This is a genomic window from Streptomyces inhibens, assembly GCF_003389455.1.
Classification (GTDB): Bacteria; Actinomycetota; Actinomycetes; order Streptomycetales; family Streptomycetaceae; genus Streptomyces; species Streptomyces inhibens.
Map to the genome: position 1 here is coordinate 1 of NZ_QUAC01000209.1, position 23,211 is coordinate 23,211.

The 23,211-nt window shown below is 69.4% G+C and carries 29 protein-coding genes and 2 pseudogenes; 11 read left to right on the forward strand and 20 right to left on the reverse strand.

Going from position 1 to position 23,211, the window contains the following annotated elements; translation table 11 throughout:
- The coding region (locus DY245_RS25775) for a DedA family protein (RefSeq protein ID WP_244943261.1) at positions 1 to 691 on the reverse strand (691 nt) is incomplete at its 3' end.
- A gap of 220 nt (positions 692 to 911) precedes the next feature.
- On the opposite strand from DY245_RS25775, the pseudogene DY245_RS25780 reads away from it, so the two are divergent.
- A pseudogene (locus tag DY245_RS25780) lies at positions 912 to 1,318 on the forward strand (YbjQ family protein).
- 55 nt (positions 1,319 to 1,373) lie between these two features.
- Here DY245_RS25780 and DY245_RS25785 read toward each other — a convergent pair.
- Positions 1,374 to 2,132 (reverse strand): MerR family transcriptional regulator, encoded by a 759-nt coding sequence (locus tag DY245_RS25785; protein WP_128509611.1) that lies wholly within the window; start codon positions 2,130 to 2,132, stop codon positions 1,374 to 1,376.
- A 114-nt stretch (positions 2,133 to 2,246) separates the two neighbouring features.
- On the opposite strand from DY245_RS25785, the gene leuE reads away from it, so the two are divergent.
- The 3 genes from leuE (at position 2,247) to gad (ending at position 5,142) form a co-directional block, all read left to right on the forward strand.
- A complete protein-coding gene (gene leuE / locus DY245_RS25790; protein ID WP_128509612.1) occupies positions 2,247 to 2,912 on the forward strand; it encodes a leucine efflux protein LeuE in 666 nt (221 codons plus the stop codon).
- Between the two features lie 174 nt (positions 2,913 to 3,086).
- Positions 3,087 to 3,710, forward strand: a complete 624-nt coding sequence (gene wrbA, locus DY245_RS25795) for an NAD(P)H:quinone oxidoreductase (RefSeq protein ID WP_128509613.1) — start codon at positions 3,087 to 3,089, stop codon at positions 3,708 to 3,710.
- A 16-nt stretch (positions 3,711 to 3,726) separates the two neighbouring features.
- Entirely contained in the window at positions 3,727 to 5,142 is a 1,416-nt protein-coding gene (gad, locus tag DY245_RS25800) for a glutamate decarboxylase (RefSeq protein ID WP_128509614.1), read from the forward strand.
- Positions 5,143 to 5,263: 121 nt separating this feature from the next.
- Here the strand turns inward: gad and DY245_RS25805 are convergent, their stop codons facing one another.
- The 4 genes from DY245_RS25805 to DY245_RS25820 form a co-directional block, all read right to left on the reverse strand.
- Positions 5,264 to 5,908, reverse strand: coding sequence for a PadR family transcriptional regulator (locus DY245_RS25805; protein WP_128509705.1), 645 nt, complete (start codon positions 5,906 to 5,908; stop codon positions 5,264 to 5,266).
- A gap of 63 nt (positions 5,909 to 5,971) precedes the next feature.
- The gene (locus DY245_RS25810; RefSeq protein ID WP_128509615.1) at positions 5,972 to 6,520 is read right to left on the reverse strand and encodes a DinB family protein; all 549 of its coding nucleotides are present in this window, start codon (positions 6,518 to 6,520) and stop codon (positions 5,972 to 5,974) included.
- Positions 6,521 to 6,632: 112 nt separating this feature from the next.
- The gene (locus DY245_RS25815; protein ID WP_128509616.1) at positions 6,633 to 8,090 is read right to left on the reverse strand and encodes an aldehyde dehydrogenase family protein; all 1,458 of its coding nucleotides are present in this window, start codon (positions 8,088 to 8,090) and stop codon (positions 6,633 to 6,635) included.
- Positions 8,091 to 8,174: 84 nt separating this feature from the next.
- Positions 8,175 to 9,038 carry a helix-turn-helix domain-containing protein gene (locus tag DY245_RS25820; protein WP_128509617.1) on the reverse strand — a complete coding sequence of 288 codons (864 nt, stop codon included), beginning with the start codon at positions 9,036 to 9,038 and terminating at the stop codon, positions 8,175 to 8,177.
- A 313-nt stretch (positions 9,039 to 9,351) separates the two neighbouring features.
- Between DY245_RS25820 and DY245_RS25825 the strand changes: the two genes are divergently transcribed.
- On the forward strand, positions 9,352 to 9,834 hold the full coding sequence (locus DY245_RS25825) for an ATP-binding protein (protein ID WP_128509618.1): 483 nt from the start codon (positions 9,352 to 9,354) through the stop codon (positions 9,832 to 9,834).
- 133 nt (positions 9,835 to 9,967) lie between these two features.
- Here the strand turns inward: DY245_RS25825 and DY245_RS25830 are convergent, their stop codons facing one another.
- The 6 genes from DY245_RS25830 to rpmG all read right to left on the reverse strand — a co-directional run bounded on the left by DY245_RS25830 (position 9,968) and on the right by rpmG (position 13,743).
- Positions 9,968 to 10,207, reverse strand: coding sequence for a DUF397 domain-containing protein (locus DY245_RS25830; RefSeq protein ID WP_128509619.1), 240 nt, complete (start codon positions 10,205 to 10,207; stop codon positions 9,968 to 9,970).
- A 288-nt stretch (positions 10,208 to 10,495) separates the two neighbouring features.
- Positions 10,496 to 11,683 (reverse strand): serine hydrolase domain-containing protein, encoded by a 1,188-nt coding sequence (locus DY245_RS25840; protein WP_128509620.1) that lies wholly within the window; start codon positions 11,681 to 11,683, stop codon positions 10,496 to 10,498.
- A gap of 193 nt (positions 11,684 to 11,876) precedes the next feature.
- Positions 11,877 to 12,113 (reverse strand): 30S ribosomal protein S18, encoded by a 237-nt coding sequence (gene rpsR, locus DY245_RS25845; protein ID WP_128509621.1) that lies wholly within the window; start codon positions 12,111 to 12,113, stop codon positions 11,877 to 11,879.
- A 54-nt stretch (positions 12,114 to 12,167) separates the two neighbouring features.
- A complete protein-coding gene (locus DY245_RS25850) occupies positions 12,168 to 13,316 on the reverse strand; it encodes a CobW family GTP-binding protein (RefSeq protein ID WP_128509622.1) in 1,149 nt (382 codons plus the stop codon).
- On the reverse strand, positions 13,316 to 13,570 hold the full coding sequence (locus tag DY245_RS25855; RefSeq protein WP_128509623.1) for a type B 50S ribosomal protein L31: 255 nt from the start codon (positions 13,568 to 13,570) through the stop codon (positions 13,316 to 13,318). The genes DY245_RS25850 and DY245_RS25855 overlap by 1 nt, the downstream gene beginning before the upstream one ends.
- An 8-nt stretch (positions 13,571 to 13,578) precedes the next feature.
- The gene (gene rpmG / locus DY245_RS25860; RefSeq protein WP_052861459.1) at positions 13,579 to 13,743 is read right to left on the reverse strand and encodes a 50S ribosomal protein L33; all 165 of its coding nucleotides are present in this window, start codon (positions 13,741 to 13,743) and stop codon (positions 13,579 to 13,581) included.
- Between the two features lie 73 nt (positions 13,744 to 13,816).
- On the opposite strand from rpmG, the gene rpmB reads away from it, so the two are divergent.
- The 3 genes from rpmB (at position 13,817) to tatA (ending at position 14,664) form a co-directional block, all read left to right on the forward strand.
- Positions 13,817 to 14,053, forward strand: coding sequence for a 50S ribosomal protein L28 (gene rpmB / locus DY245_RS25865; protein ID WP_128509624.1), 237 nt, complete (start codon positions 13,817 to 13,819; stop codon positions 14,051 to 14,053).
- Positions 14,053 to 14,358 carry a 30S ribosomal protein S14 gene (gene rpsN / locus DY245_RS25870; protein WP_128509625.1) on the forward strand — a complete coding sequence of 102 codons (306 nt, stop codon included), beginning with the start codon at positions 14,053 to 14,055 and terminating at the stop codon, positions 14,356 to 14,358. Before rpmB ends, rpsN begins: the two co-directional genes overlap by 1 nt.
- A gap of 108 nt (positions 14,359 to 14,466) precedes the next feature.
- Positions 14,467 to 14,664 carry a Sec-independent protein translocase subunit TatA gene (gene tatA, locus DY245_RS25875; protein ID WP_128509626.1) on the forward strand — a complete coding sequence of 66 codons (198 nt, stop codon included), beginning with the start codon at positions 14,467 to 14,469 and terminating at the stop codon, positions 14,662 to 14,664.
- A 21-nt stretch (positions 14,665 to 14,685) separates the two neighbouring features.
- Here tatA and DY245_RS25880 read toward each other — a convergent pair whose 3' ends face one another.
- The 8 genes and pseudogenes from DY245_RS25880 to DY245_RS46765 form a co-directional block, all read right to left on the reverse strand.
- Positions 14,686 to 15,531, reverse strand: coding sequence for a nitrilase-related carbon-nitrogen hydrolase (locus DY245_RS25880; protein ID WP_128509627.1), 846 nt, complete (start codon positions 15,529 to 15,531; stop codon positions 14,686 to 14,688).
- Between the two features lie 398 nt (positions 15,532 to 15,929).
- Positions 15,930 to 16,574, reverse strand: coding sequence for a chaplin (locus DY245_RS44670; protein WP_181923866.1), 645 nt, complete (start codon positions 16,572 to 16,574; stop codon positions 15,930 to 15,932).
- A 144-nt stretch (positions 16,575 to 16,718) separates the two neighbouring features.
- A complete protein-coding gene (locus DY245_RS25895; protein WP_128509628.1) occupies positions 16,719 to 17,102 on the reverse strand; it encodes a rodlin in 384 nt (127 codons plus the stop codon).
- 528 nt (positions 17,103 to 17,630) lie between these two features.
- A complete protein-coding gene (locus DY245_RS25900; protein WP_128509629.1) occupies positions 17,631 to 18,017 on the reverse strand; it encodes a rodlin in 387 nt (128 codons plus the stop codon).
- A 287-nt stretch (positions 18,018 to 18,304) separates the two neighbouring features.
- A complete protein-coding gene (locus DY245_RS25905) occupies positions 18,305 to 18,595 on the reverse strand; it encodes a hypothetical protein (protein WP_244943262.1) in 291 nt (96 codons plus the stop codon).
- A gap of 274 nt (positions 18,596 to 18,869) precedes the next feature.
- Positions 18,870 to 19,103: a chaplin gene (locus tag DY245_RS25910; protein ID WP_128509707.1), complete on the reverse strand. Its 234-nt coding sequence runs from the start codon at positions 19,101 to 19,103 to the stop codon at positions 18,870 to 18,872.
- A gap of 361 nt (positions 19,104 to 19,464) precedes the next feature.
- A complete protein-coding gene (locus DY245_RS25915; RefSeq protein ID WP_128509630.1) occupies positions 19,465 to 19,851 on the reverse strand; it encodes a rodlin in 387 nt (128 codons plus the stop codon).
- Positions 19,852 to 20,094: 243 nt separating this feature from the next.
- Positions 20,095 to 20,270, reverse strand: a pseudogene (locus tag DY245_RS46765) (chaplin).
- A gap of 91 nt (positions 20,271 to 20,361) precedes the next feature.
- Here DY245_RS46765 and DY245_RS45360 point away from each other — a divergent pair.
- From DY245_RS45360 to DY245_RS25930, 3 genes are all read left to right on the forward strand, one after another.
- Positions 20,362 to 20,736, forward strand: a complete 375-nt coding sequence (locus DY245_RS45360) for a DNA glycosylase AlkZ-like family protein (protein ID WP_220377945.1) — start codon at positions 20,362 to 20,364, stop codon at positions 20,734 to 20,736.
- Positions 20,737 to 21,134: 398 nt separating this feature from the next.
- On the forward strand, positions 21,135 to 21,338 hold the full coding sequence (locus DY245_RS45365; protein ID WP_220377946.1) for a hypothetical protein: 204 nt from the start codon (positions 21,135 to 21,137) through the stop codon (positions 21,336 to 21,338).
- A 74-nt stretch (positions 21,339 to 21,412) separates the two neighbouring features.
- Entirely contained in the window at positions 21,413 to 23,095 is a 1,683-nt protein-coding gene (locus tag DY245_RS25930; protein ID WP_128509632.1) for a bifunctional 3'-5' exonuclease/DNA polymerase, read from the forward strand.
- The last annotated feature ends 116 nt before the right edge of the window (positions 23,096 to 23,211 follow it).

The window sequence follows — 23,211 nt, forward strand, 5'->3', positions numbered from 1 at the left end:
CGCGGCGGCCGGGCTCCGCCGTCGCGCCGTGCGGTCCCGGCTGCGCGGGCGGGCCGGCCGGGGCCGCGTTCTTCGACTTGCTGCGGGCGCGGAGGAACTCGATGGCGATCGGGACCACGGAGATCAGCACGATCGCGATCAGGATCAGCTCGATGTGCTTGTGGACGAACTCGACATTGCCCAGCGAGGCGCCGAGGAGCGTGACTCCGGCGCCCCACAGGGCGCCGCCGATGACGTTGAAGGTGAGGAAGGAGCGGTAGTTCATCCGGCTCACGCCCGCGATGATCGGCGTGAACGTACGGACGATCGGCACGAAGCGGGCCAGGACCAGCGACTTGGGGCCGTACTTCTCGAAGAACACATGCGCCTTCTCCACGTTCTCCTGCTTGAAGAGCCGGGAGTCGGGGCGCTTGAAGAGCGAGGGGCCGACCTTGCGGCCGAAGAGATAGCCGGCCTGGTCGCCCAGGACGGCGGCCAGCACGACCAGCGCGCATACCGCCCACAGCGGCTTGTCCAGCTTGTTGGTCGTCACCAGCAGACCGGTGGTGAACAGGAGCGAGTCGCCCGGCAGGAAGAAGCCGATCAGCAGGCCGGACTCCGCGAAGACGATGACCAGGACACCGATCAGGCCGAATGTCGCGATCAGATAGTCCGGGTCCAGCCACTGCGGGCCGAGCGCGAGAGTATTCACGGGGTGAAGGCTCCTGGGTCGAGGGCGCCGGATCGTGCGGTGCGACGAGCGAAGCGACGGGGTGAAGGCGCGTGTGCGGCCCAAAACTATCAACGCCAGGCGACCCCCCTTGGTTCCAGGCGGGCGCAGCCGGCCCCCGCCGGTCCCCACCCGACCGCTCCCCGACCGCTGGCCGCGCCCGCCGGACCGGGTGATGCTGGCCCGTAAGGAGGTGCGCACCATGGGCATCGAGGATTACGGCGGCGGACAGCACACGCAGTCCGACGTCCTGGTGGTCACGACCAATGACGTCCCGGGGTTTCATGTGGACCGGGTGATCGGCGAGGTCTTCGGCCTGACGGTGCTTCCCCAAGCTCTCGGCTGCGCTCAAGCAGGGGAGACCCCATTCGCCACCTCGGCAGCCAGATCGGCGCGGGCCTGAAGTCGCTGGTCGGCGGCGAGCTGCGGGGCCTGACCAAGACCCTTGTCGAGACCCGTAACCAGGCGATGGAACGGCTGGTGGAGCAGGCCCGCTCGCGCGGTGCGAACGCGGTGCTGATGTTCCGCTTCGATGTCACGGAGGCCGCCGACGTGGGCACCGAGGTGTGTGCCTACGGGACGGCCGTGGTGCTCGCCCCGCTGAGCTGAGCCCCCAAGAGGACGGACCGTACGGGCCGAGTGCGCGCTCCCCGGCCCGTACGGATCACTGGTGACGGGCCGTGTTGGCCAGGATCGCGTCACGCATATAGACGGCGAGGCCGGTCCTGATCGCCTCGTAGGTGGCGGTGAACCGCTCATCGGCGACATACATCTCGCCGAGGCAGGTGTGGAACTCGTGGCTGCACTCGTAGTACGCACCGCAGATGAACTGCCGGTGCTCCTCGGCGACATCCATCGCCGCCTCCGAGTCCGCCGGCACGCCCTGCGCGAGCTGATCCGCCATCTTGCGGTGGATGGCGTCGAACTCGGCCGTCACCCGCTTCCAGTCGTCCTTGGTGTACGCGGCCGTCCTGCGCTGCGACTCCTTGTAGGCCTCGGTGTGGCCCCAGCGCTCCTCGACCTCCGCGGCGTGCTCGTCGGGGTCGAAGTCCCCGAAGACCTCGAACTTCTCCTCCGGTGTGAGCCGTACATTCATCCTGCGTGCCTCCATCGCGTGTTCGACGGCGGCGGCCATCTCCTGGAGTTTGCCGATCCGTGCGGTCAGCAGGTCGTGCTGGCGCCGCAGATGTTCCTGCGGGTCCACGTGCGGATCGTCCAGGAGGGCCGCGACCTCGTCGAGCGGAAAGCCGAGCTCCCGGTAGAACAGGATCTGCTGCAGCCGGTCCAGGTCGTCATCGCCGTAGCGCCGGTGACCTGCGTGGTTGCGCTCGCCGGGCTGCAACAGGCCGATCTCGTCGTAGTGGTGCAAGGTGCGCACCGTCACGCCGGCGAAGGCCGCGACCTGCCCTACCGAATAACTCACTTCCGCTCCCTTCTCGGTACGCACTCCACGATGTGTCCTCACGCCACGTGAGGTGCAAGTCCGCATCCTGAAAAACCGGTGAGGGGGCGGCTCGGGGGTGCGATCCTGCCGCACATGCTGGGGATAACGGATCTGTCCACATATCTGGTGGGGCTGGCGCTGATCATTCTGCTGCCGGGCCCGAATTCGCTCTACGTCGTCTCGGTGGCGGCGCGGCGCGGCCCGCGGGTGGCGTACCGGGCGGCGGCCGGTGTGCTGTGCGGTGACACGGTACTGATGACGCTGTCGGCGGGCGGGGTGGCCTCGCTGCTGCAGACCAGCCCGGTGCTCTTCGCGATCGTCAAGTTCGCCGGCGCGGGCTATCTGACGTGGCTCGCGGTCGGGATGCTGCGCGGCGCCTGGGCGCTGTGGCGCGGCCGGGAGACGCGCAAGGCGGCGCGGAGCGACGGGGCGTCCGAGGCGCCGAAGGAGGCCGTCGAGCGGCCGTTCCGCAGGGCGCTGGTGGTCAGCCTGCTCAACCCGAAGGCGATCTTGTTCTTCATCTCCTTCTTCGTGCAGTTCGTGGATCCGGCCTATGCCCATCCGGTGCTGTCGTTCCTGACGCTGGGCGCCTGGGCGCAGCTGTTCAGCTTCACCTATCTGTCGGTCCTGATCTTCAGCGGGACGTTTCTGGCGGCGACCTTCCGCCGCCGCAAGCGGCTGACGGCCGGGCTGTCCGCGGGCGCCGGCGCGGCGTTCCTGGGCTTCGCCGCGAAGCTGTCGCTGGCCAGCGCGAGCTGAGCAGGCGTTGAACGGGCCGCTGAGCGTGCACTGAGCGCTGCTCCACGGCCGTACGGGAACGGGCGGGCGGGCACCCACGACGGGTGGCCGCCCGCCCCTTGCGCTTCCACTGGCCGAACCCTGGAGGCCACCCACCCCTTATGCCCTTATTGTCGGGTTCCAGGAGGTGCGCCCATGCCCGTGCACGACGTGAAGGTCGCCGTCATCTACTACTCCTCGACCGGCACCATCGCCGAGCTCGCACAGCTGATCGCGGACGCCGCCGAGCACGCCGGGGCCGACGTACGACTGCGCCGGACGGCCGAACTCGCCCCGCAGACCGCGATCGACGCCAACCCGGCCTGGGCCGCCAACGCCAAAGCCACGGCGGACATCCTGGAGGCCACCCACGAGGACATGCTCTGGGCGGACGCGGTGATCTTCGGGACCCCCACCCGCTTCGGCAATGTGACCTCCCAGCTCAAGCAGTACCTCGACACGCTGGGCGGCCTCTGGCAGCAGGGCAGGCTGGCCGACAAGGTCTACAGCGGCTTCACCGCGAGCGCCACCCCGCACGGCGGCCAGGAATCCACCCTGCTCGCGCTCTACAACACCGTCCACCACTTCGGCGGCATCCTCATCGCACCGGGCTACACCGACCCGGCGAAGTTCACCGACGGCAATCCCTACGGCACCTCCCATGTCGGCGGCCCGGAAACTCCGCTCGACGACCCCGCCCGCACCGCCGCCCGCATCCAGGCGGTGCGCGTGGTGAAGTTCACCAAGGCCATCAAGCACGGCCTTTCACAGGCCAGTTGACGGGTAGTGGCGACAGATGACACTGCACAAAGGCGCATCAGCATCCGACCGCAAGCGCACCGGACACCCGGTCAACCCCTTCTACGGCGAGGCCGACCCCGTCGCCGGCATGGCCACCTCACCACCGCGGCACACGCTGCCCGACGGACCGGTCTCCCCGCACACCGCCTACCAGTTCGTGCACGACGAGCTGATGCTGGACGGCAACTCCCGGCTGAATCTGGCGACGTTCGTGACGACCTGGATGGAGCCGCAGGCCGGTGTCCTGATGGCGGAGTGCCGGGACAAGAACATGATCGACAAGGACGAGTATCCGCGCACCGCCGAACTGGAGAGGCGGTGCGTGGCGATGATCGCCGACCTGTGGCACGCCCCCGTGCCGTCGGCCGCCGTCGGCTGCTCCACCACCGGGTCGAGCGAGGCCTGCATGCTCGCCGGGATGGCCTTCAAGCGGCGCTGGATGCAGCGCAACCAGGACCGCTATCCGGGCCGGGCCCGGCCCAACCTCATCATGGGCGCCAACGTCCAGGTCTGCTGGGAGAAGTTCTGCAACTTCTGGGAGGTCGAGGCGCGCCAGGTCCCGATGGAGGGCGACCGCTTCCACCTCGACGCGGCCTCCGCGGCCGAGCTGTGCGACGAGAACACCATCGGCGTGGTGGCGATCCTCGGCTCGACCTTCGACGGGTCCTACGAGCCGGTGGCCGAGATCTGCGCGGCGCTCGACGAGGTCCAGGAACGAACGGGCTGGGACATCCCGGTCCATGTGGACGGCGCGTCCGGCGCCATGATCGCGCCGTTCCTCGACCCGGAGCTGGTGTGGGACTTCCGGCTGCCGCGGGTCGCCTCCATCAACACCTCCGGCCACAAATACGGCCTGGTCTACCCGGGCGTCGGCTGGGCGCTGTGGCGCGATCAGCAGGCACTGCCCGAGGAGCTGGTCTTCCGCGTCAACTACCTGGGCGGCGATATGCCGACCTTCGCGCTCAACTTCTCCCGGCCCGGCGCCCAGGTCGTCGCGCAGTACTACACCTTTCTGCGGCTCGGCCGGGACGGCTACCGCGCCGTACAGCAGGCGACCCGGGACGTGGCCCGCTCGATGGCCGAACGGATCAGCGCACTGGGCGACTTCACGCTGCTCACCCACGGCGATCAGCTGCCGGTCTTCGCCTTCACCACCGCCGACGACGTCACCGCCTTCGACGTCTTCGATGTGTCCCGGCGGATGAAGGAGCGCGGCTGGCTGATCCCCGCCTACACCTTCCCGCCGAACCGCGAGGAGCTGTCCGTCCTGCGCGTGGTCTGCCGCAACGGCTTCTCCCAGGACCTCGCCGACCTGTTCCTCTCGGACCTGGAACAGCTGCTGACCGAACTCAGGGAACAGCCGGGCCCGATGGGGCGGCCGGAGAATGTCGCCACGGCCTTCCACCACTGAGCCCGTCCGGCGGATCCCGGCGAACGGCGGGCGGAGGCGACTCTGGCCCCTTGCCCTACGGTTTTGGAACATAAATAACAGACTCTTGCGATCATGCCTGTTGACCTGCAGATACGCCCCATCAGCTACGCCCGGAGGCTCCCCGGACATCCTTCGTCGCGTACGGGTTCTCCGCCCCGTCCCCGAGCACCCCGACGAACGGCTCCCCCTCGCCGGCGAAGACGTACGCCCCGCCCTCGATCCGCTCGATCAGCCCGCGCGTCCACTCGGCACCGCTGTCCGCGGAGTGCACCCACATGTTCATGATCTCGCCGATATGGCCGAGCTGGCCGGGCCCTTCCTCGGGTGTGTAGTACTCGGTGACCGTGCTCCGCCACTCCTGCAACGCCCGCACCCGCTCCTTGAGCAGCGCCACCGCCTCGTCCCGCGGCAGATCGACGACGAAGCCGATGGCCGCGCTGAGCATGTCGACCTTCTGGTCGGGCTGGGCCAGCGCCGCGCGCAGCAGCGCGAAGAACTCCGCCTCGCCCGCCGCGGTCAGCTCGTACTCGGTACGCGGCGGACCGCCGGCGGTGCTCGGCGCGAGGTCATGGGCGCGCAGCAGCCCCTGCTTGGCCATCTGCTTGAGCGCGTGGTAGATCGAGCCGGGCTTGGCGTTGGACCACTCGTGGGCGCCCCAGTACTCCAGGTCGTTGCGCACCTGATAGCCGTGCGCCCGGCCGTGCTGCCGCACGGCGCCCAGTACCAACAGCCGGATCGCCGACATCGTCTCCTCCATCCCTCGCGCGCCCTTGCCGTCAGCCTAGAGCGCGCCGGGACGGGACCCGCGCTACGCCTCCCGCGCCCCGCGCTCCTCGTCCACCAGCTCAAAGGCGGTCTTGCCGTCCAGGGATTCCCGGATGATGTCGGCATGGCCCGCGTGCCGGGCCGTCTCCTCGATCAGATGCAGCACCAGCCAGCGCATCGACTGACGGGCCTCCGGCGGGAACCACGGGGCCTTCGGCAGCGGGAAGGTGTCGTCCAGGCTCGGCACGGTGCGGATGAACTCCTCCGTGCGCCGTGCGACGCCGTCCCAGAACGTCAGCACATCCGCCAGCGTCCGGCCGTCCTCCAGCTGGAAGCTCAGATGCCAGGTGTCCTGGTTCCGCTCGATGGAGTGCGGCCGCTCCTGCGCGGTCTCCACCCAGCCCTGCTCGGTCTCCGCGACATGCTTGACCAGTCCGGCCAGCGTCAGCTCACTGGCGCTCGGCCGCTCCGTCGCCCGGTCGTCGGTCAGCCCCAGGACCGCCCGCCGCAGCCCGCCGCGCTGGGCCTCCAGGAAGGCCAGCAGCGCGCCGCGCTCATCACCATGGGCCTCGGCAAGAACGTGAGTGGGCATGAGAATCGCCTTTCGTGACATCCCTGGGCGGCCGGCGCTTCGCCGTCCGCCCTCCGACATCACTCAAGCTACGAGCCCTTGCGGTCAGCTTCTGTCCTCAACTCGCATCCGCTCAGAACGGGAACTGCGACCGCCCGTGCTGAATGGAGATCCACTTGGTGGTGGTGAAGGCCTCCACCATCGCGTCACCGTTCAGCCGCCCGACCCCGGAGCTCTTCGCGCCGCCGAAGGGCACGATCGGCTCGTCGTGCACCGTGGCGTCGTTGACGTGGAACATGCCGGTGTCGATGCGCTTGGCGAACTGCACACCGCGCTCGATGTCGCCGGTGTGCACCGCGCCGCTGAGCCCGTACGGCGTCGCGTTGGTGAGCCGTACCGCCTCCTCGTCGCCGTCGAACGGGATCAGCAGCACGACCGGCCCGAAGATCTCCTGCGTGAGGAGCGGGGAGTCCTCCGGCAGCCCGCTCAGCACGCTCGGCCCCACGAGCGTGCCCCGGGTCTCGCCATGGAGGAGCGCCGAGGCGCCCTCGGCGACGGCGCGGTCCACCAGCGAGGTCATGGCCTCGGCCTGGCCCTCGTTGATCAGCGGGCCGATATGGGTCTGCGGGTCGGTGGGGTCGCCCACCTTGAGGGATGCGACCTTGGCGACGAACTTCTCGGTGAACTCCCGCTCGACGGCACGGTCCACCAGCACGCGGTTGGCGGCCATACAGACCTGGCCCTGATGGACGAAGCGGCTGAAGACGGCGGCGTCCACGGCGTAGTCGACATCGGCGTCGTCGAGGACGACCAGCGCGCTGTTGCCGCCCAGTTCCAGCACCGTGTGCTTGAAGTTGGCGGCGGCGACCGTCGCGACATGCCGGCCGACCTTCTCCGAGCCGGTGAAGGAGATGGTCTTGGGCACCGGGTGGTCGATCAGCGCATCACCGATCTCGGCGATATCGGTGACCACGACATTGAGCACGCCCGCCGGCAGCCCGGCCTCCTCGAAGATCTTGGCGACCAGACCGCCGCCGCAGATCGGGGTGTTCTGGTGCGGCTTGAGGACGACGGCGTTGCCGAGCGCGATGGCCGGCGCGACGGACTTGATCGACAGCAGGAAGGGGAAGTTGAAGGGGCTGATGACGCCGACCACACCGACCGGCAGCCGGTAGAGCCGGTTCTCCTTGCCGTCGATGGGCGAGGGCAGGATGCGGCCCTCGGCGCGCAGCGCCAGCTGAATCGCCTCGCGCAGGAACTCCCTGGCCAGATGGAGCTCGAAGCCCACCTTGGTGAGGGTGCCGCCGACCTCGGCGGCGATCGCCTCGGACAGCTCCGCCTCACGGTCGTCGATGATCCGCAGCACGCGCTCGAAGACCAGCCGCCGGCTGTACGGATTGGTGGCGCCCCACCCCCGCTGCGCGCGCTCGGCCGCGCGGTAGGCCTGGTCGATCTCCTCGACCGTGGCGACGGGTATGGAGGTCAGCTTCTCGCCGTTGTAAGGATTGAAGTCGACGATGTCCCATGAGCCGCTTCCTGAGCGCCACTCACCGTCGATGAACTGATAGGCCAAGTCGTCGAAGTAGGACATGCCATCCCGATCTGGAGAACAAGGCGCTCAGGGCGCCGCATTGGGGGGTGCTGACTCCTGATGGTTCGCCATCCTACCGACGCGTCACATGAGTTGGAGCAGACCGCGCAAGAGGTCTCTGGTTTCGGAGGGACTCGGCCCCTCCGCCTGGAGTCGGTCCATCACCCGCGCGTACTGCGCCACTTCCTCGGGCTTGTCCACATACAGCGCACTCGTCAGCTGCTCCGTATAGACGACGTCCGGCAGTCCCGACTCCTGGAAACCGAGCATGGTGAAGGCGCCGCTCTCGCCCGCGTGCCCGCCCAGACTGAAGGGCATCACCTGTAGGCGCACATTGGGCCGCTCGGACACCTCGATCAGATGTCTCAATTGCTCGCGCATGACCTCGCGTTCGCCGTACGGGCGACGCAGCGCGGCCTCGTCCAGCACACAGTGGAACTGCGCCGAACGCTCGGCCACCAACAGCTTCTGGCGCTCCATGCGCAGCGCGACACGGCGCTCTATGTCGGCAGGGCCCGCATCCGGCATACCGCGTTTGACGACGGCCTGCGCATAGCTCTCCGTCTGCAACAGCCCGTGCACGAACTGGACTTCGTAGACCCGGATGAGAGAGGTGGCTCCTTCCAGACCCACATACGTCTGGAACCAGCCGGGCAGCACATCGGTGTAACTGTGCCACCAGCCGGCGACGTTCGCCTCGCGCGCAAGGGAGAGCAGTGCCTCGCGCTCCTGCGCGTCACCGACCCCGTACAGCGTGAGCAGGTCCTCCACATCCCGTGCCTTGAAGCTCACCCGGCCCAACTCCATGCGGCTGATCTTCGATTCGGACGCACGGATCGAGTAGCCGGCCGCCTCGCGCGTTATCCCGCGCGATTCCCGCAGCCGGCGGAGCTGCGACCCGAGCAGGATTCGCCGCACCACCGACCCGCTCGACTCACTTCCGGACACCTCTCAGACCCTCCTGTGACCCCACCCCGTCCAACAGTGGGCCGCAGTCTGCCACGTTCAGGCTTCGTTGAGTGCTCATCCGGTTACTGATATGTGCGGCTCCCGCACGCCCTCCACAAGAAGCCGCAGGAAGAATTCCGAGCAAATCTGCCTGTGTCTACGCAATCACGTCACGTGCACGTGCATCTGCCCTTGCATCTGTCTCGCACATTGGGAACCATAGGCGTCGCACGCATGCACGCTCGTGAAAGATCCGCCAGATCCGGCTGACCGGCCAGGGTCATGACGTCCGCGAACGCCAGGAGTGCCTCGCATGGGGACCAAGGTTTTGACCATGCTCGAGCCGTTATGGCAGGGCTTTCCTCCCGCCGACCCCTTGGCCGTCTCCGGATCCGCGTCCTGCACACTGCCGCCGCGCTACGAATCGGTGCGCTGCGCACGGTCGTTCACCCGCGAGACCCTCCAGGGCTGGGAGCTGGACGAGCTGTTCGACTCGGTCGCTCTGGTGGTCTCCGAACTCGTCACCAATGCCCTGCGGCACGCGATCCTCGCCGCCCCGGAGCACGCCGACGCCACCCCGCCCGCCCGGCTCCATCTGATGCGCTGGTCGCACCGGCTGATCTGTGCGGTACGGGACCCGAGCGATGACTCACCGGTCGCCGGCGAGGCCGATTCCGCCGCGGAATCGGGGCGCGGGCTGTATCTCGTGGACTCCTTCAGCGACAGCTGGGGCTGGCACCCGCTGTCCGGCGTCACCCACGGCAAGATCGTGTGGGCGCAATTCCGGCTGCCGTAGCCGGACCGCACACCGGGCGCACCGTCACGTACGGGCGCCCGGTCGTCATGTGCGGACCCATCGCGTCATGTGCGGACCCGTCGCCGCACACCGGCGGGCGCTCGCGTACGGCGGTCCGGCCGCCCGGCCCGGCTCAGTCGCGTACGAGGTGGTCGAACTCCCCGTCCTTGACACCCAGCAGCATGGCCTGGACCTCGGCCGGCGTATAGACGAGCGCGGGGCCGTCCGGGAAGCGGGAGTTGCGTACCGCGATCTCGCCCCCGGGCAGTTTGGCGAACTCCACGCACGAGCCCTGGGAGTTGCTGTGCCTGCTCTTCTGCCATGCCACATCACGGAGATCCGTTGCGGCCATGCCGTTGTATGCGTGGGGCACAAGGCTCTCCCGGTGATAAATGGTGTCAACTGCCCGGGATCATAGCTGCGTTCACATGCGGATGCATGCGCAGATGCACGTGCACGACAGGCGGTGCCGATGCGGTCACAGCTCGTCGAGCACCTTCCCCACACCCTCCCTCACCATCGACCGCCGGCCGCCGCCCCTGATGGGGTGCGGCTACACCTGGTACGGATCGTCGGGGCCGAAACCCTCATGGACGAGGAAGGGACGAGTGCCGCGCCTTTCGGGTTCCGAGGTCCGGCGGTACGCACGGAGCTCCGGCCCTCACTTCTTGCACAGGGCGGTGTCGAGGAGAGCCTTGACATCGGCGGGGCCCTGCTTGGTGGGCGCTTGGTTGGCGGTGACGGCGATCGTGACGGCGCGGCCGTCATCGGTGACACCGGGGCGGGTCTTGTAGCCCGGGATGTCACCGCCGTGGCCCCACATCAGGCCGCCACAGCTCAGCGGGGTGCTGGTCACACCGAGTCCGTACCGGGCGCCGGGCCCCAGCCCCTCGGCGGGGACGGTGGTGCGCATCTGGACGAGCTGTGCGGGCTTGAGGAGCTTGCCGCCGAACAGGGCGGCGAAGAAGCGGTTCAGTTCGCTCGGGGTGGAGATCACCTGCCCGGCGGCCCATCCCCAGGAGGGGTCCATCTCCGTGATGTTCTCCAGCGGTGCCCCGGGCTTCGCCGCGAAGTAGCTCTGGGGGTGAGCTTCCCGGATGCGCTCGTCGCCCGCGCCGGGGAAGTAGGTGTGGCGCAGCCCGATGCGCTGGATGATGCGGTGGGTGATCTGCTCGGCCAGCGGGCGGCCGGTGACCTTCTCGACGAGCAGGCCGGCCAGGAGGTAGTTGGTGTTGCTGTACGACCAGCTGGTCCCGGGAGCGAACAGCGCCTTGTGGGCCAGCGCCGCGTGGAGCAGGGTGCGGGGCTGGAGGTAGGTGTGGCGGGCCTTGCCGGTGAGGTCGCCGATGGCGTCGCTGTACTCGGGCAGTCCGCTGGTGTGCTGGAGCAGCTGGCGTACCGTGATGCGGCGGCCGTCGATGCCCTCGCCGCGCACCAGATTCGGCAGGTATTTCTCGATGAGGGCGTCGAGAGCGACCTCGCCCTCGCCGACCAGTTGCAGGACGACCGCGGCGGTGAACGTCTTGGTGTTGCTCCCCGCCCGCACCTGCCCGTCGACCGGCACCTTCGCCCCGGTCTTCAAGTCCGCGACGCCGGAAGTGTAGTTACGGGCGCGCCCGTCACGGCCGACGGTGGCGGCCAGAGCGGCGGGGTACTTGTCCTTGTGCACCAGGCGGTCCATACCCTGCTGTACGGCATCATCGGAGCCACGGGCCGGCACCCCGGACGCGGGCAGCGAGCAGCCCACGGCCAACGCGGCGGCCATCACCGCCACCATCGCCGCCCCCCGCCGCCGCTTGGACAGCGACGTTGCGCGAACACGACGGGGCCGGCGAGAACGATCGGCCATGGAGAGGCTCCCTGTGCACCCTGCCGGGTGCCTCGGACATCCGGACCCGTTCAGCCTGCGCGTTCACGCTTCACTGATCCATCCGGGCAGCGGGCCCAAGCACAGTAGGGGTAACCCCCGGCCCTCGGGCGGGCCTGGACCCGTCACGCCTCGGCAGTGGCCACCTGGTCGTAGCCATACGAGACCAGGGTCGTCACCGTGACGCGTACGGAAGCAGCGCCATCTCCCGGGCGTTCTTGATCGCACGGGCCAGCCGGCGCTGCTGCTGCGCGGTGACCCGGGTGACCCGGCGGCTGCGGATCTTGCCGCGGTCCGAGATGAACTTCCGCAGCAGATCGGTGTCCTTGTAGTCGATATGGGTGATGCCCGCCGCGTCCAGCGGATTGGGGCGGGGCGTGGAATTCCGGCGCGGGTCGGACCGACGGGGCATGAGAGCTTCCTTGTGCGTGCTGGGGGCCGTGCGGACAAAGCGGCACGGCCTGCGTTACGAAACGGGGTCGAGGAGTTCGTCGAAGGCGGGCGGCAGGCTCTTCCAGGCCGGCGGGCCGCCCGCGTACTCGGCGTCGGTGAGCAGACACGACTCCAGGAGCGAGGTGAGGCCCTCGCGGTCCAGGCCCGGCGAGGTGAAGACCAGATGCTGGGCGCGGTCACCGTGCTCGGGATGCCAGTCCAGGGCGGCGGCGGCCCGGCGCATCGGCGGCACCATCTCCCAGGCGGCGTCCGGGAGCGAGGCCAGCCACGGCCCGGCGTTCTCCACACACAGCGCACCGCCGGCCGCGTCCCAGGACAGCAGCGTGTCCGGGCGGTCGGCCAGCCAGAACCGGCCCCGGCTGCGCGCGGCCGCACAGGTCAGGTCCTCCAGCGCGGTGTAGAGCCGCTCGGGGTGGAAGGGCCGGGTGTGCTGCCATACGAGCGTGCCGACGCCCTCCGCGTCGGCCTCCTGCGGCAGCAGCGCACAGGCCGGGTGCTGGCGGGCCGCGGCCGCCTCCACATCGAAGCCGGCCATCGCGGCGGCCGCCAACTCCCCGGATTCGACCGGGACCTGGTGTGCCATCGGGTGCAACTGGGCGAGCAGCGCGAGGTCGGCGGGCTCGGCCTCCTCCTCCCCCGTCGCGATCGCCAGCACCGGCGCGTACTCCAGCTGCCGCGCCCAGGTGTCGGCGACCGTGCGCCGGTCGGAGGCCGCGGCGGCGAGGCCCGCCTCGGCGAGGTCGTCGCCACAGCCGAGGTAGGGCAGCAGCAGCGCCGGGTCGACGGCGGTGAGCACGCCGGTCAGCGCGAGGTTCCGGCTGCCGCAGCCGCTGATCACCTCGGCCATCGCCTTGGGCTCGACCGAGTCCCACAGTTCGACGATCGCCAGCCGGCAGGTCCGGCCGGCGGCCAGCCGCTCCAGCTCGGGCACCAGGTCCTCGCGCAGCGCACAGCAGGCGCAGTCGTTGACCAGCGGCGCCTCGCCGGTGTCGAGCGTGCCGCCGGCGTCGCGGACCGTGCGCGTCACGGTGCCTTCGGCGGCCGAGGCGAGGTCGTGATGGAGGGCGACGCTGCCGGGTACGGAGCGCAGCAGCCGCTCGACGGCGGCCTGCCGCGCATCCGCGTGCAGGCCGCCCACCAGCACGACGTTGAGCCGCTCCATCAGAGTGCCCCACGGTTGCCGTAACGGCGCTCGAACCGCTCGACGCGGCCCGCGGTGTCCAGCACCCGGGCGGTGCCCGTGTAGAAGGGGTGGCTCGCCGAGGAGATCTCGACGTCGATGACGGGATAGGTGTTCCCGTCCTCCCACTCGACGGTCTTCTCGCTGGTCGCGGTCGAGCGGGTCAGGAAGGCGTAGTCGGCGGCCCGGTCACGGAAGACGACGGGCCCGTAGGCGGGGTGGATTCCAGGCTGCATCGCTGTCCTCAGCGCTCCTCTCGGAAGGTGACGTGACGGCCGGCGACCGGGTCGTACTTGCGCAGTTCCAGGCGGTCGGGGTCGTTACGGCGGTTCTTGCGGGTCACGTAGGTGTAGCCGGTGCCGGCGGTGGACCGGAGCTTGACGACCGGGCGTAGTTCGTTGCGGGCCATGTGGGTAGTATACGGAAATGGTTTCCATTTTCAATAGCTCCTCATCGGGGGCCCCGACCGGAGGGATCGCACCTTGTCCGCCCACTGCCAGCTGACCGGCCGCAAGCCGGGCTTCGGCAACTCCATCTCCCACTCGCACCGCCGCACCTCGCGCCGCTTCGACCCCAACATCCAGCGCAAGCGCTACTGGCTGGAGAGCGAGGGCCGGCACATCCGGCTCACGCTGAGCGCCAAGGGCATCAAGACCGTGGACACGATCGGCGTCGAAGCGGCCGTCGCCCGCATCCGCGCACGAGGGGAGAAGGTCTGATGGCCAAGCAGAGCAAGATCGCCAAGAACGAGAAGCGCCTCGCGACCGTCGCCCGCTACGCGGCCCGGCGGGCCGTCCTCAAGGCCGTCATCCGCAGTCCCCACGCGCCGGAGGAGGAGCGCACCGCCGCCCGGCGCGAACTCTCCCGCCAGCCGCGGGACGCCAGCGCCACCCGCGTACGCAACCGCGACAGCGTCGACGGCCGCCCGCGCGGCTACTTCCGCGCCTTCGGCCTGTCCCGCGTACGACTGCGCGAGCAGGCACACGCGGGCTATCTGCCGGGGGTCCGCAAGTCCAGCTGGTAGCCGCACCACCGGCCGCCCGGAGCCGGGGTACCCCTGGACCGGTCGGCCGAACCGTCGGGGTAATACTGGACAGAACGTCCACCACCCCCCGACGAAAGGAGCGCTCCCATGCTCCGCAACGCCTTCGAGCCCTGGCACCTGATCCTGATCATCGCGGTTCTCGTGCTGCTCTTCGGTTCGAAGAAGCTGCCCGACATGGCGCGCGGTCTCGGCCGCTCGATGCGCATCCTCAAGTCCGAGGCCAAGGCCCTCAAGGGCGAAGGGACGACCGAGGCGCCCCGCCCGGAGTCCGCCACCGGCCACTGACCCCCGGCCCCGGTTACGGGGTCAGTGGTCGCCGCCCTCGTCGATCAGCCGCCGCACCTCGCGGTCGATCAGCCCCAGCCGGGCCTCGGCGACCAGCGGTACCGTACGGCGCTGCCGGCGCGCCTCGGCGAGATCGATCTCCACGGTGACCAGCGAGGGCTCCCACTTGGGCGCCTGCGCCACCACCGCCCCGCGCGGGTCCACCACCCGCGAGCCGCCCCAGAACGTCGCACCGTGCTCATTGCCGACCCGGTTGACGAAGACCACCCAGCACTGCAGCATCCGCGCCGTATAGGACAGCAGGGTGTCCCAGTACAGCCCGGTGTCCATGCCCTCCGGGTCCAGGCTCGCCGCGCTGTTGGTCGGCACGAACAGCACCTCGGCGCCGTCCTGCACCGCCAGCCACGGCACCACCGGCTGCCAGGCGTCATTGCACACCAGCGTCGCGCCCCGGCCGCCGCTCTTGGACCGCTTCAGGTCGTACGCGCGCATCGACTGCCCCGGGCTGACGTGCTTGCGCTCCTCCCAGGCCAGGTAGTTGGGGAGGTACAGCTTGCGGTGCGCATGCAACAGCGCACCGGCCGCGTAGTACACCGAGGTGTTGTACGCGCGCAGGCTGGTGTGCTCATGGAAACCGACCAGCACATCGGGGCCGAGGGTGCTCAGCTCCAGCAGCCGCGGATCGTTCGCCTGGATGGACTCATCGCGCTTGAGCGCGCCCAAGTGATAGCCGTGCAGGCTCAGTTCGGGGAAGATCACGAGATCGGCGGCCTGCGCCGCCGCCTGCTCGATCTGCTCGCGGGCCACGGCAAGGTTCTCCGCGATGTCTCCCAGCACGCAATCGGTCTGCGCCAGCGCAATGAGCATGACCCCACCTCATCGACTCATCACCTTTGCGGCTTCTATCGTAATTTTGCCAGAGGCCGCAGCGAGCGGCACGGCCCCACGGCGCATCCGGCCCCGCCCCGCTTCAAACGCCCGGAAGACGGGTCCCCACCAATGAGGGAAACGGCGATCCTTCCCGTGCCGGACCCTGCCATGACGCGTTGATCTGCACGATCCGTCGTACGGCCCGCAGGGTGGCTTCCAGCCGCAGCGCCGCCCCTCGGCCGCGGTACGACGGCCCGCGGTCGAGTCGTCCGGCGATGCCGACGGCCGGCTCGACCGGGCGGCCCAGGCCGAGCGGCCCGCCGGACCCGCTCGGCCGGCCGTCGAGCCTCCGTACGCCCCGGGAACCGCCCCGCGCGCCGTACGCGGCCTCCCCGTCATCTGCGCCGCGTACGGGCCCTGCGCAGCAGCAGCGCCCCGCCCAGCACCAGCCCGCCGCCCATACCGGCCACCATGCCCAGCTGCTCCGCCCCGGTGGACGCCAGCAGCGCGGAGCCGGCCGACGCCCCGGCCCGCGCCACCGCATCCACCCGCGGCTCCTGCACGGGGTGCGGGGCGGGCTTGTGGGCATGCTTCGCCGGCGACCCGGCCGGGCGCCTGACGGGCTCCTGATCCGGGCGCTGCACCGTCCGGGGCGCGGCCTGGCGCTGCACCGGCTCCGCGCGCTTCGCCGGCCCTGTGGTCGTCCAGTGCACCCCCGGGGCTTGCATTGCCTCCGGTGGCCGCTGGGCCGGCGGAGGCCGGTGCGCCGGCGGCGGTTGCTGAACGGCCGGCGCGGGCGGCGCACCGTTTCCGCACGACGCCCCCATCGCCGGGTTGAGCGCCGCGCCCGCGTCCACCGAGTTGCCACACGCGTTGACCGGGGCGTCCACGGTCACCTGGATGCTGTTGCCGGACAGCACACCGGGAGAGTTCGTCGCGCTCCCCCCGGCGCCGGCATCCGCGTACGCCGCGCTGCCGCTCGCACCGAGCACGCCCGACGCCGCCGCCACGAACACGCACGTCTTCAGGCTCTGTCGCATCTCTCGTCCCTCCTCTGCAGTCATTGCGTACGGGCCGCCGCCCGCACCCCCTGTTCCGCTCGCACGACCGGGCGGCCGGCAGCGCATACGCGGCGCCGACCGCCCGGAGACGCAAGCGGTGGAACGGCCGAGGCCGTGGGCCCGTCAGCGGTTGGCGACGCCGTTGCCGGACAGCACCGCGATGTCGTCCAGGATGTGCGACAGCGCCTCGTCGCCCTTGGCCTGGCTGGAGTTCTCGACGCACTGCTGGTTCTGCGGCGACGACAGCACGTTGATGTCCTGGGCAACCGCCGCGCCGTTGATCTTGGGCAGGGCCAGGCAGAGGTCGTTCAGGGAGCCCTGCACGAGCCCGAGCTGGGTGCTCAGATTGCCGCGCGTGGTGGAGTTGCCGTAAATCGACTTGGAACCATTGCCGTTGACCGTGGACGTGCCGTGATCGTTGCCGATCGCCATGGCCTGCGGCGCGGCCGCCGCGGTCATTCCCACGAGCGACGCCGCAATCGCCGCGCCCGCCATCATCTTCTTCATCGCGCAAACCCTTCAGGAGAAGGAACTCCCGGCACGGGAGCCCTGTTTGAATAACCCGTCACACCCGCACGAGTTCCGCATCATCACCCGAACAGATGGCGATGGGTTTCTCGAATAAGACGTCGCGTGCATTACCGGGTCGTCGGCGACGCGATCCCCGCAACTGGCCAGACTTCCCTGGCCTGTCACCGTTGGCGATGGCTCCCCGAGGAGCTCTCCATGCGGACGGTATGGAAAAAGGGCCTACGCCACCGGTTAACGGGTTCGCAGGCCCTGCCTTGTGTTTCCGGCCGGCATGCCAATGCCCTGGCGACCCCATCAATCTCGCAAGGGCACTGGCATGCTTCCCTCCACACATCATTCTTAACGATCCGGTGCACCGCATATCGGTAACGGGCAAATAACAATTCCGCGCACCGGTGCCCACCGTTTCCCGCTCCGAAGGCCCGGCTTCACGCGACGATGGCAGCAAAAACCCGGGCCGCCCAGAAGAAGGAGGGCTGGGCGGCCCGGGCCTTACTCAGCCGCTCACTGGTTGTGGACGCCGTTGGCGGAGAGCACCGCGATGTCGTCCAGAATGTGCGACAGCGGTTCGTCGCCCTTGGCCTGGGTCGAGTTCTCGACGCACTGCTGGTTCTGCGGCGACGACAGGATATTGAGGTCCTGCAGCCCGGCGAGGAGGTTCAGCTTGCCCAGGGCGATGCACGGCTTGTTGAGAGAGCCCTGGATCAAGCCGATCTGCGGGCTCATGTAGCCGTACGTGGTGGAGTTGCCGAAAATCTCCCGGGAACCGTTGCCGTTGACGGTGGAGGTGCCGTGGTCGTTACCGGTGGCCATCGCCTGTGGGGCGGCAGCGGCGGCAATGCCGACAAGGGACACAGCCACAGCTGCGGTCGCCAGTGTCTTCTTCATCATTGCTAGTCCTTCGTGTTTCGGGTTGCCCTTGGGACGGACAAGATGCCCAACTCGAAAGAATTGAGTTGGGTTGTGCTGATTCACTCCAATGAGCTTGCCCCTGGTCAGTCGTACTGAGCAGGGGAAGCGCCCGGGAGATACGGGCAGGATTCATTCGGTGGGCCACCGCACCCCGCCCGGTGATTTCGGCCGGGCCCGTGAAGCATTCGGCAGCTGCGGTATCGCCGGAAACGATGAACTGCCAATATCCACGCCGCGGCCGGCGGGCGAGCCCGCGTGCCCGGGAATTACTTACCGAGCGGCAGACCACCGAGCAGCGGAGCGTTCTTGGTGGCCCCGGCGACGCTCCCGAGAAGTTTCTTCGCGCTGGTCGACCTGACCTTGTCCTTCGTGGTCTTGACCATCTTGACCAGCGGCGCGATCTGGTGGCCGTCCAGCTGCTTGCTGTTCAGCGCGTCCGTCAGACCGCCGTTGAGGCTCATGGTCGGAGCGCCGGGCTGGGCGGCGAAAGCGGGCACGGCCGCACCCAGCGCCATGACGGAACCAACAGCAACTGCGGCAGACTTCGCGTACTTCACTTTCAACTGTCCCTTCTCGGGCGGTGCTTGAAGGTCCCACGACACTGGCGCCGCGTGAGCATTCGCTTCGCTGCTCGGATCACCGCATTCACCCTGACTAACGAGTGCGGCCGCACGGAGAAACTCTGAAGTTCCCCCTCCTTGACAACGCCACTCGAAAGGCGTGACCCCTATACGCCTGCCCCTGCCGGAAGACGAATGCCGACCGGCCCCGATGCGCAGGGGACCGCGCACCGGGGCCGGGTCACATGGACACGGCTCGAATTCCTTCGAGTCAGTGGTTCAGGCAGTTGTTGCCGAACGCCGGGTTCAGCAGAGCGACGATGTTGATGGTGTTGCCGCACAGGTTGATCGGAATGTGGATCGGCACCTGGATGGCGTTTCCGGAGATGACACCGGGGGAGTTCTTGGCGCCGCCTGCGGCACCCGCGTCGGCGAACGCCGGCGCAGCCGAGCCCACCGCCATGAGCGTTCCGGCAGTGACTGCTGCGACCTTTGCGTACTTCACTTTCAGCCCTTCCTGCAGCGGGTCCGTAGCGAACACGACCGTCGTGTCGCTCGGGCGGTGAGCTGCTCGCCCGTAACGCCGCTGCCGATATTGGTAACGATTTCTCCTCGTGGACGAAACTCTTGCCCGGAGGTTTTCGGAGGAATCGCCCGAAGGGTGCACGACCGTTTCAGGAGATTGCCACCGCGCATATGACGCGGAAAAAACACCGGAGTTCGAACGTACGAGGCACCCGCCGAATACGAATTCCTACCGAAAGGGACGCGAAAATTTTCGGCCCTACGGTTCGTAAGAGGGTGTCGCGGGCCCGGACCGCTCAGGAAGAGAGAGCCGGCAGCCGGGCCTGCGAACGACGGCCGGTTCAGCGATTGCCGACACCGTTGGCGGAGAGAACCGCGATGTCGTCCAGGATGTGCGACAGCGCCTCGTCTCCCTTGGCCTGGCTGGAGTTCTCGGCGCACTGCTGGTTCTGCGGCGACGACAGGATGTTGATGTCCTGGGCAACCGCCGCGCCGTTGATCTTGGGCAGGGCGAGGCACAGCTTGTTCAGCGAGCCCTGGATGAGCTCCAGCTGCGGGCTCATGCTGCCCCGGGTGGTGGAGTTACCGAACGCGGACACGGCACCGTTGCCGTTGACCGTGGAGGTGCCGTTGTCGTTGCCAACAGCCATCGCCTGGGGGGCGGCCATCGCCGAGATGCCGACGACGGACGCGGCTACAGCCGTCGTGGCCAGGACCTTCTTGATCACGATTTACCCTTCTCGAAGCGGAGTGCCCGTATCCGGAGCGACCTGGTCAACTCGCTTCTGGGGGTGCGGTTTCGCCGTTTCACCCGAATGCCGCGAAACCATAGATACATATCACTGCATGCGTGCGGCACCGCATTGCGGGATACGTTTCGGCATACCAAAGGCCGGTACGAAGATTCGCACCGGCCTTTGCCGTAGAGAGGTCCTCCGAATGCGGGCAGGGCCTCAAAAGCTGTACGGCGCTCAGCGGTTGAGGCAGTTGTTGCCGAACGCCGGGTTCAGCAGAGTGACGATGTTGACGGTGCTGCCGCAGATGTTGACGGGCACGTCGACCGGGACCTGAATGAGGTTGCCGGAGACAACACCCGGGAGTTCTGCGTGACACCCGCCGCGCCGGCGCCACCGTGCGCACCGGCCACACCGGCCGCTTTGCCCTCGCCGCACGGCGTCTCAACTCTTCGCCGTTTCCGGTCGATTGTCAGTGGGGTCGTGTGCAAGGGCGTGATGAAGGTGACACAAGCACAAGTGCTGGCCTGGCGATTGCGGCAGCAGGGTCTGGCGCCGCGGACGACCGCCTCGGTCGAGGAGCTCGTCGCGAGGCCGGCCGGTGTACAGGCGCAGGTGCTCTCGGCCGCCGAACTCGCCCCTTCCGTCGGGCAGAAGAAGCCGCGCCCCGACGCCGCAGCGCAGGCACTCGCCGCCCGTTTCCTGATCAGGACCTGCGCAAGGCGCGGCACGCTGCATCTGTTGCCGGCCGAGGAAATGCCGGCATATCTGGCGCTGTTGGCGGCCGCGCGGACCTGGGAAAAGCCTTCCTGGCAGCGGGGCTTCGGCGTGGCTCCGCGGCAGATGGCGGCCCTGGGCGAGGCCGTCGACGCGATCTGAAAGGCCGTCCCGGGGACAGAACGTGACCTTCACCTCGCCGCGGTCGTGGGTGCCCGGGTGGCGCGGGGTGCCGGACCCGGCGGAGGCCGCGCCGGCGGTGATTTCCGCGTATCTGGGGGCGCACGGTCCGGCGACACCCGCCGCGTTCGATGCCTGGCTGCTGCGTGGCGCGACCCGTAAGGCCGTTCTTCGCGGCTGGTTCGAGGCGCTGGGCGACCGGCTGACGGAGGTCGAGGTGGACGGCGCGGGCGGGGCGTTCGTGCTGAGCGAGGACGCCGAGGCGCTGGCGCGTACCAAGCCGTCGCGGGAGGTCCGGCTGCCGGGCCGGCTTCGATCCGTACGTCCTCGGGCCCGGCACCGCCGATACGGGGCTGATCGCGGCCGGCCGACGCAAGGCGGTGAGCCGGACCGGGGGCTGGATCTCGCCAGTGGTGGTGCACGAGGGCCGGGTGGCCGGGGTGTGGGAGTTCACCGAGGAGTCGGTGGCGGTGACGCTCTTCGCGGAGCGCGGCGAGGTACCGCGGGCGGGGCTGGAGGCGGAGGCCGCCCATCCGGCGCGCCGCACGGGGCGCGAGCGCCCGCTCATGGTGCGTACGAGCTAGCGGCCAGGCCGCGGGAATCGTGTCGTATGGGCTGGTCAGGGGCGTTGTCAGACCCAGGTGCAAGACTTTGGAGCATGAGATGGGCGGTGGCGGAGACGGGCGACGGGGGTGCTCGTCTCTGCCCGCTCGCCCAGGACGGCCGGCCCGCGGGCCCGGTGGTGCGGGAGCCCTCGCTGGCCGAGGCCGTGCGCTCGCGCCCCGAGGTCGAGCGGTGGGTGTGGCGGTCCACCGCGGAGATCTACCGGCGGCTGCTGGCGGCGGGGGTGCGGGTCGAGCGGTGCTACGACGTGGAGGCCGCGGAGACGCTGCTGATCGGCCATGAGGAGGGCCAGTCGGGCCAGCCGCGGTCGCTGGCCGCCGCCTGGGCGCGGCTGCACGGGCTGCCCGTCCCCCAGGACGCGCCCGCGCGCACGGCACAGACACAGCCGTCGCTGTTCGAGCCGGGCCCGGTGCCGCTGCCGCCCGGCACGGACGAGCTGGCGGCGCTGCTGGAGGTCTATGCCGGCCAGGTGGCGCGTACGGAGAAGACCGAGCATCCCGACCGGATGCGGCTGCTGCTCGCCTCCGAGTCCGCGGGCATGCTGGTCGCCACGGAAATGGGGCGGGCCGGGGTGCCCTGGCGGGCGGATGTGCACCGCAAGCTGCTCGACGGGCTGCTGGGCGAGCGCTATCCGGGCGGGCTGGAGCCGCGCCGGATGGCGGAGCTGGCGGACGAGGTGTCCCGGGCCTTCGGGGACGGCGCGCGGGTGCGCCCGGATCTGCCGAACGACATCATCAAGGCCTTTGCCCGCGCCGGGATTTCCCTCACCTCGACCCGCAAATGGGAGCTGCAGCAGATCGATCACCCGGCGGTGGCACCGCTGTTGGAGTACAAGACGCTCTACCGTCTGCACACCGCCCATGGGTGGGCCTGGCTGCAACAGTGGGTGCACGACGGCCGCTTCCGCCCCGAGTATCTGCCGGGCGGCACGGTCTCCGGCCGCTGGACCACCAACGGCGGCGGCGCACTGCAGATCCCCAAGGTGATCCGGCAGGCCGTGCTCGCCGACCCGGGGTGGCGCCTGGTGGTCGCCGACGCCGACCAGATGGAGCCGCGGGTGCTGGCGGCGGTCTCCCGCGACCGTGGCCTCATGGAGGTGGCCGGCAGCGGCAAGGATCTGTACGCGGATCTGGCGGCCCGCGCGTTCGGCGGCGACCGCGCCCAGGCCAAGCTCGGTCTGCTGGGGGCCATTTACGGCCAGACGTCCGGCGACGCCCTCAAGCACATGGCCGATCTGCGCCGCCGCTATCCGGCCGCGGTGGCGTATGTGGACGATGCGGCCCGCGCCGGCGAGGAGGGCCGGCTGGTGCGCACATGGATGGGCCGCACCTGCCCGCCCGCGTCCGTGGCCCCGCCCGACGAGGCCGGCCTGCCCCAGGAGGAGGAGCAGCCCTCGGGTTACGGCAGCGGCTCGGCGGCCGCCCGCGCCCGCGGCCGGTTCACCCGTAACTTCGTCGTCCAGGGCAGCGCCGCCGACTGGGCGTTGCTGGTGCTGGCCGCGCTGCGCCACTCGCTGTCGGCGGGCGGACTCCGCGCCGAGCTGGTCTTCTTCCAGCACGACGAGGTGATCGTGCACTGCCCGGCGGAGGAGGCCGCGACGGTGTCCGAGGCGATCTCGGCGGCGGCCGCGGCGGCGGGCCGGATCGCGTTCGGCGAGACCCCGGTCCGCTTCCCGTTCACCACGGCGGTGGTGGAGTGCTATGCGGAGGCGAAATGAGGGGTGGGCGTGGGGGCGCTTCGAGGGCTGGGCGGGAGCACCGGCGGGAGGGTGTCGGTGATGGTGTGAGGGCCGCGGCGTGAGCCATATTCGATTTCCGCGCGATCAGATCAGAG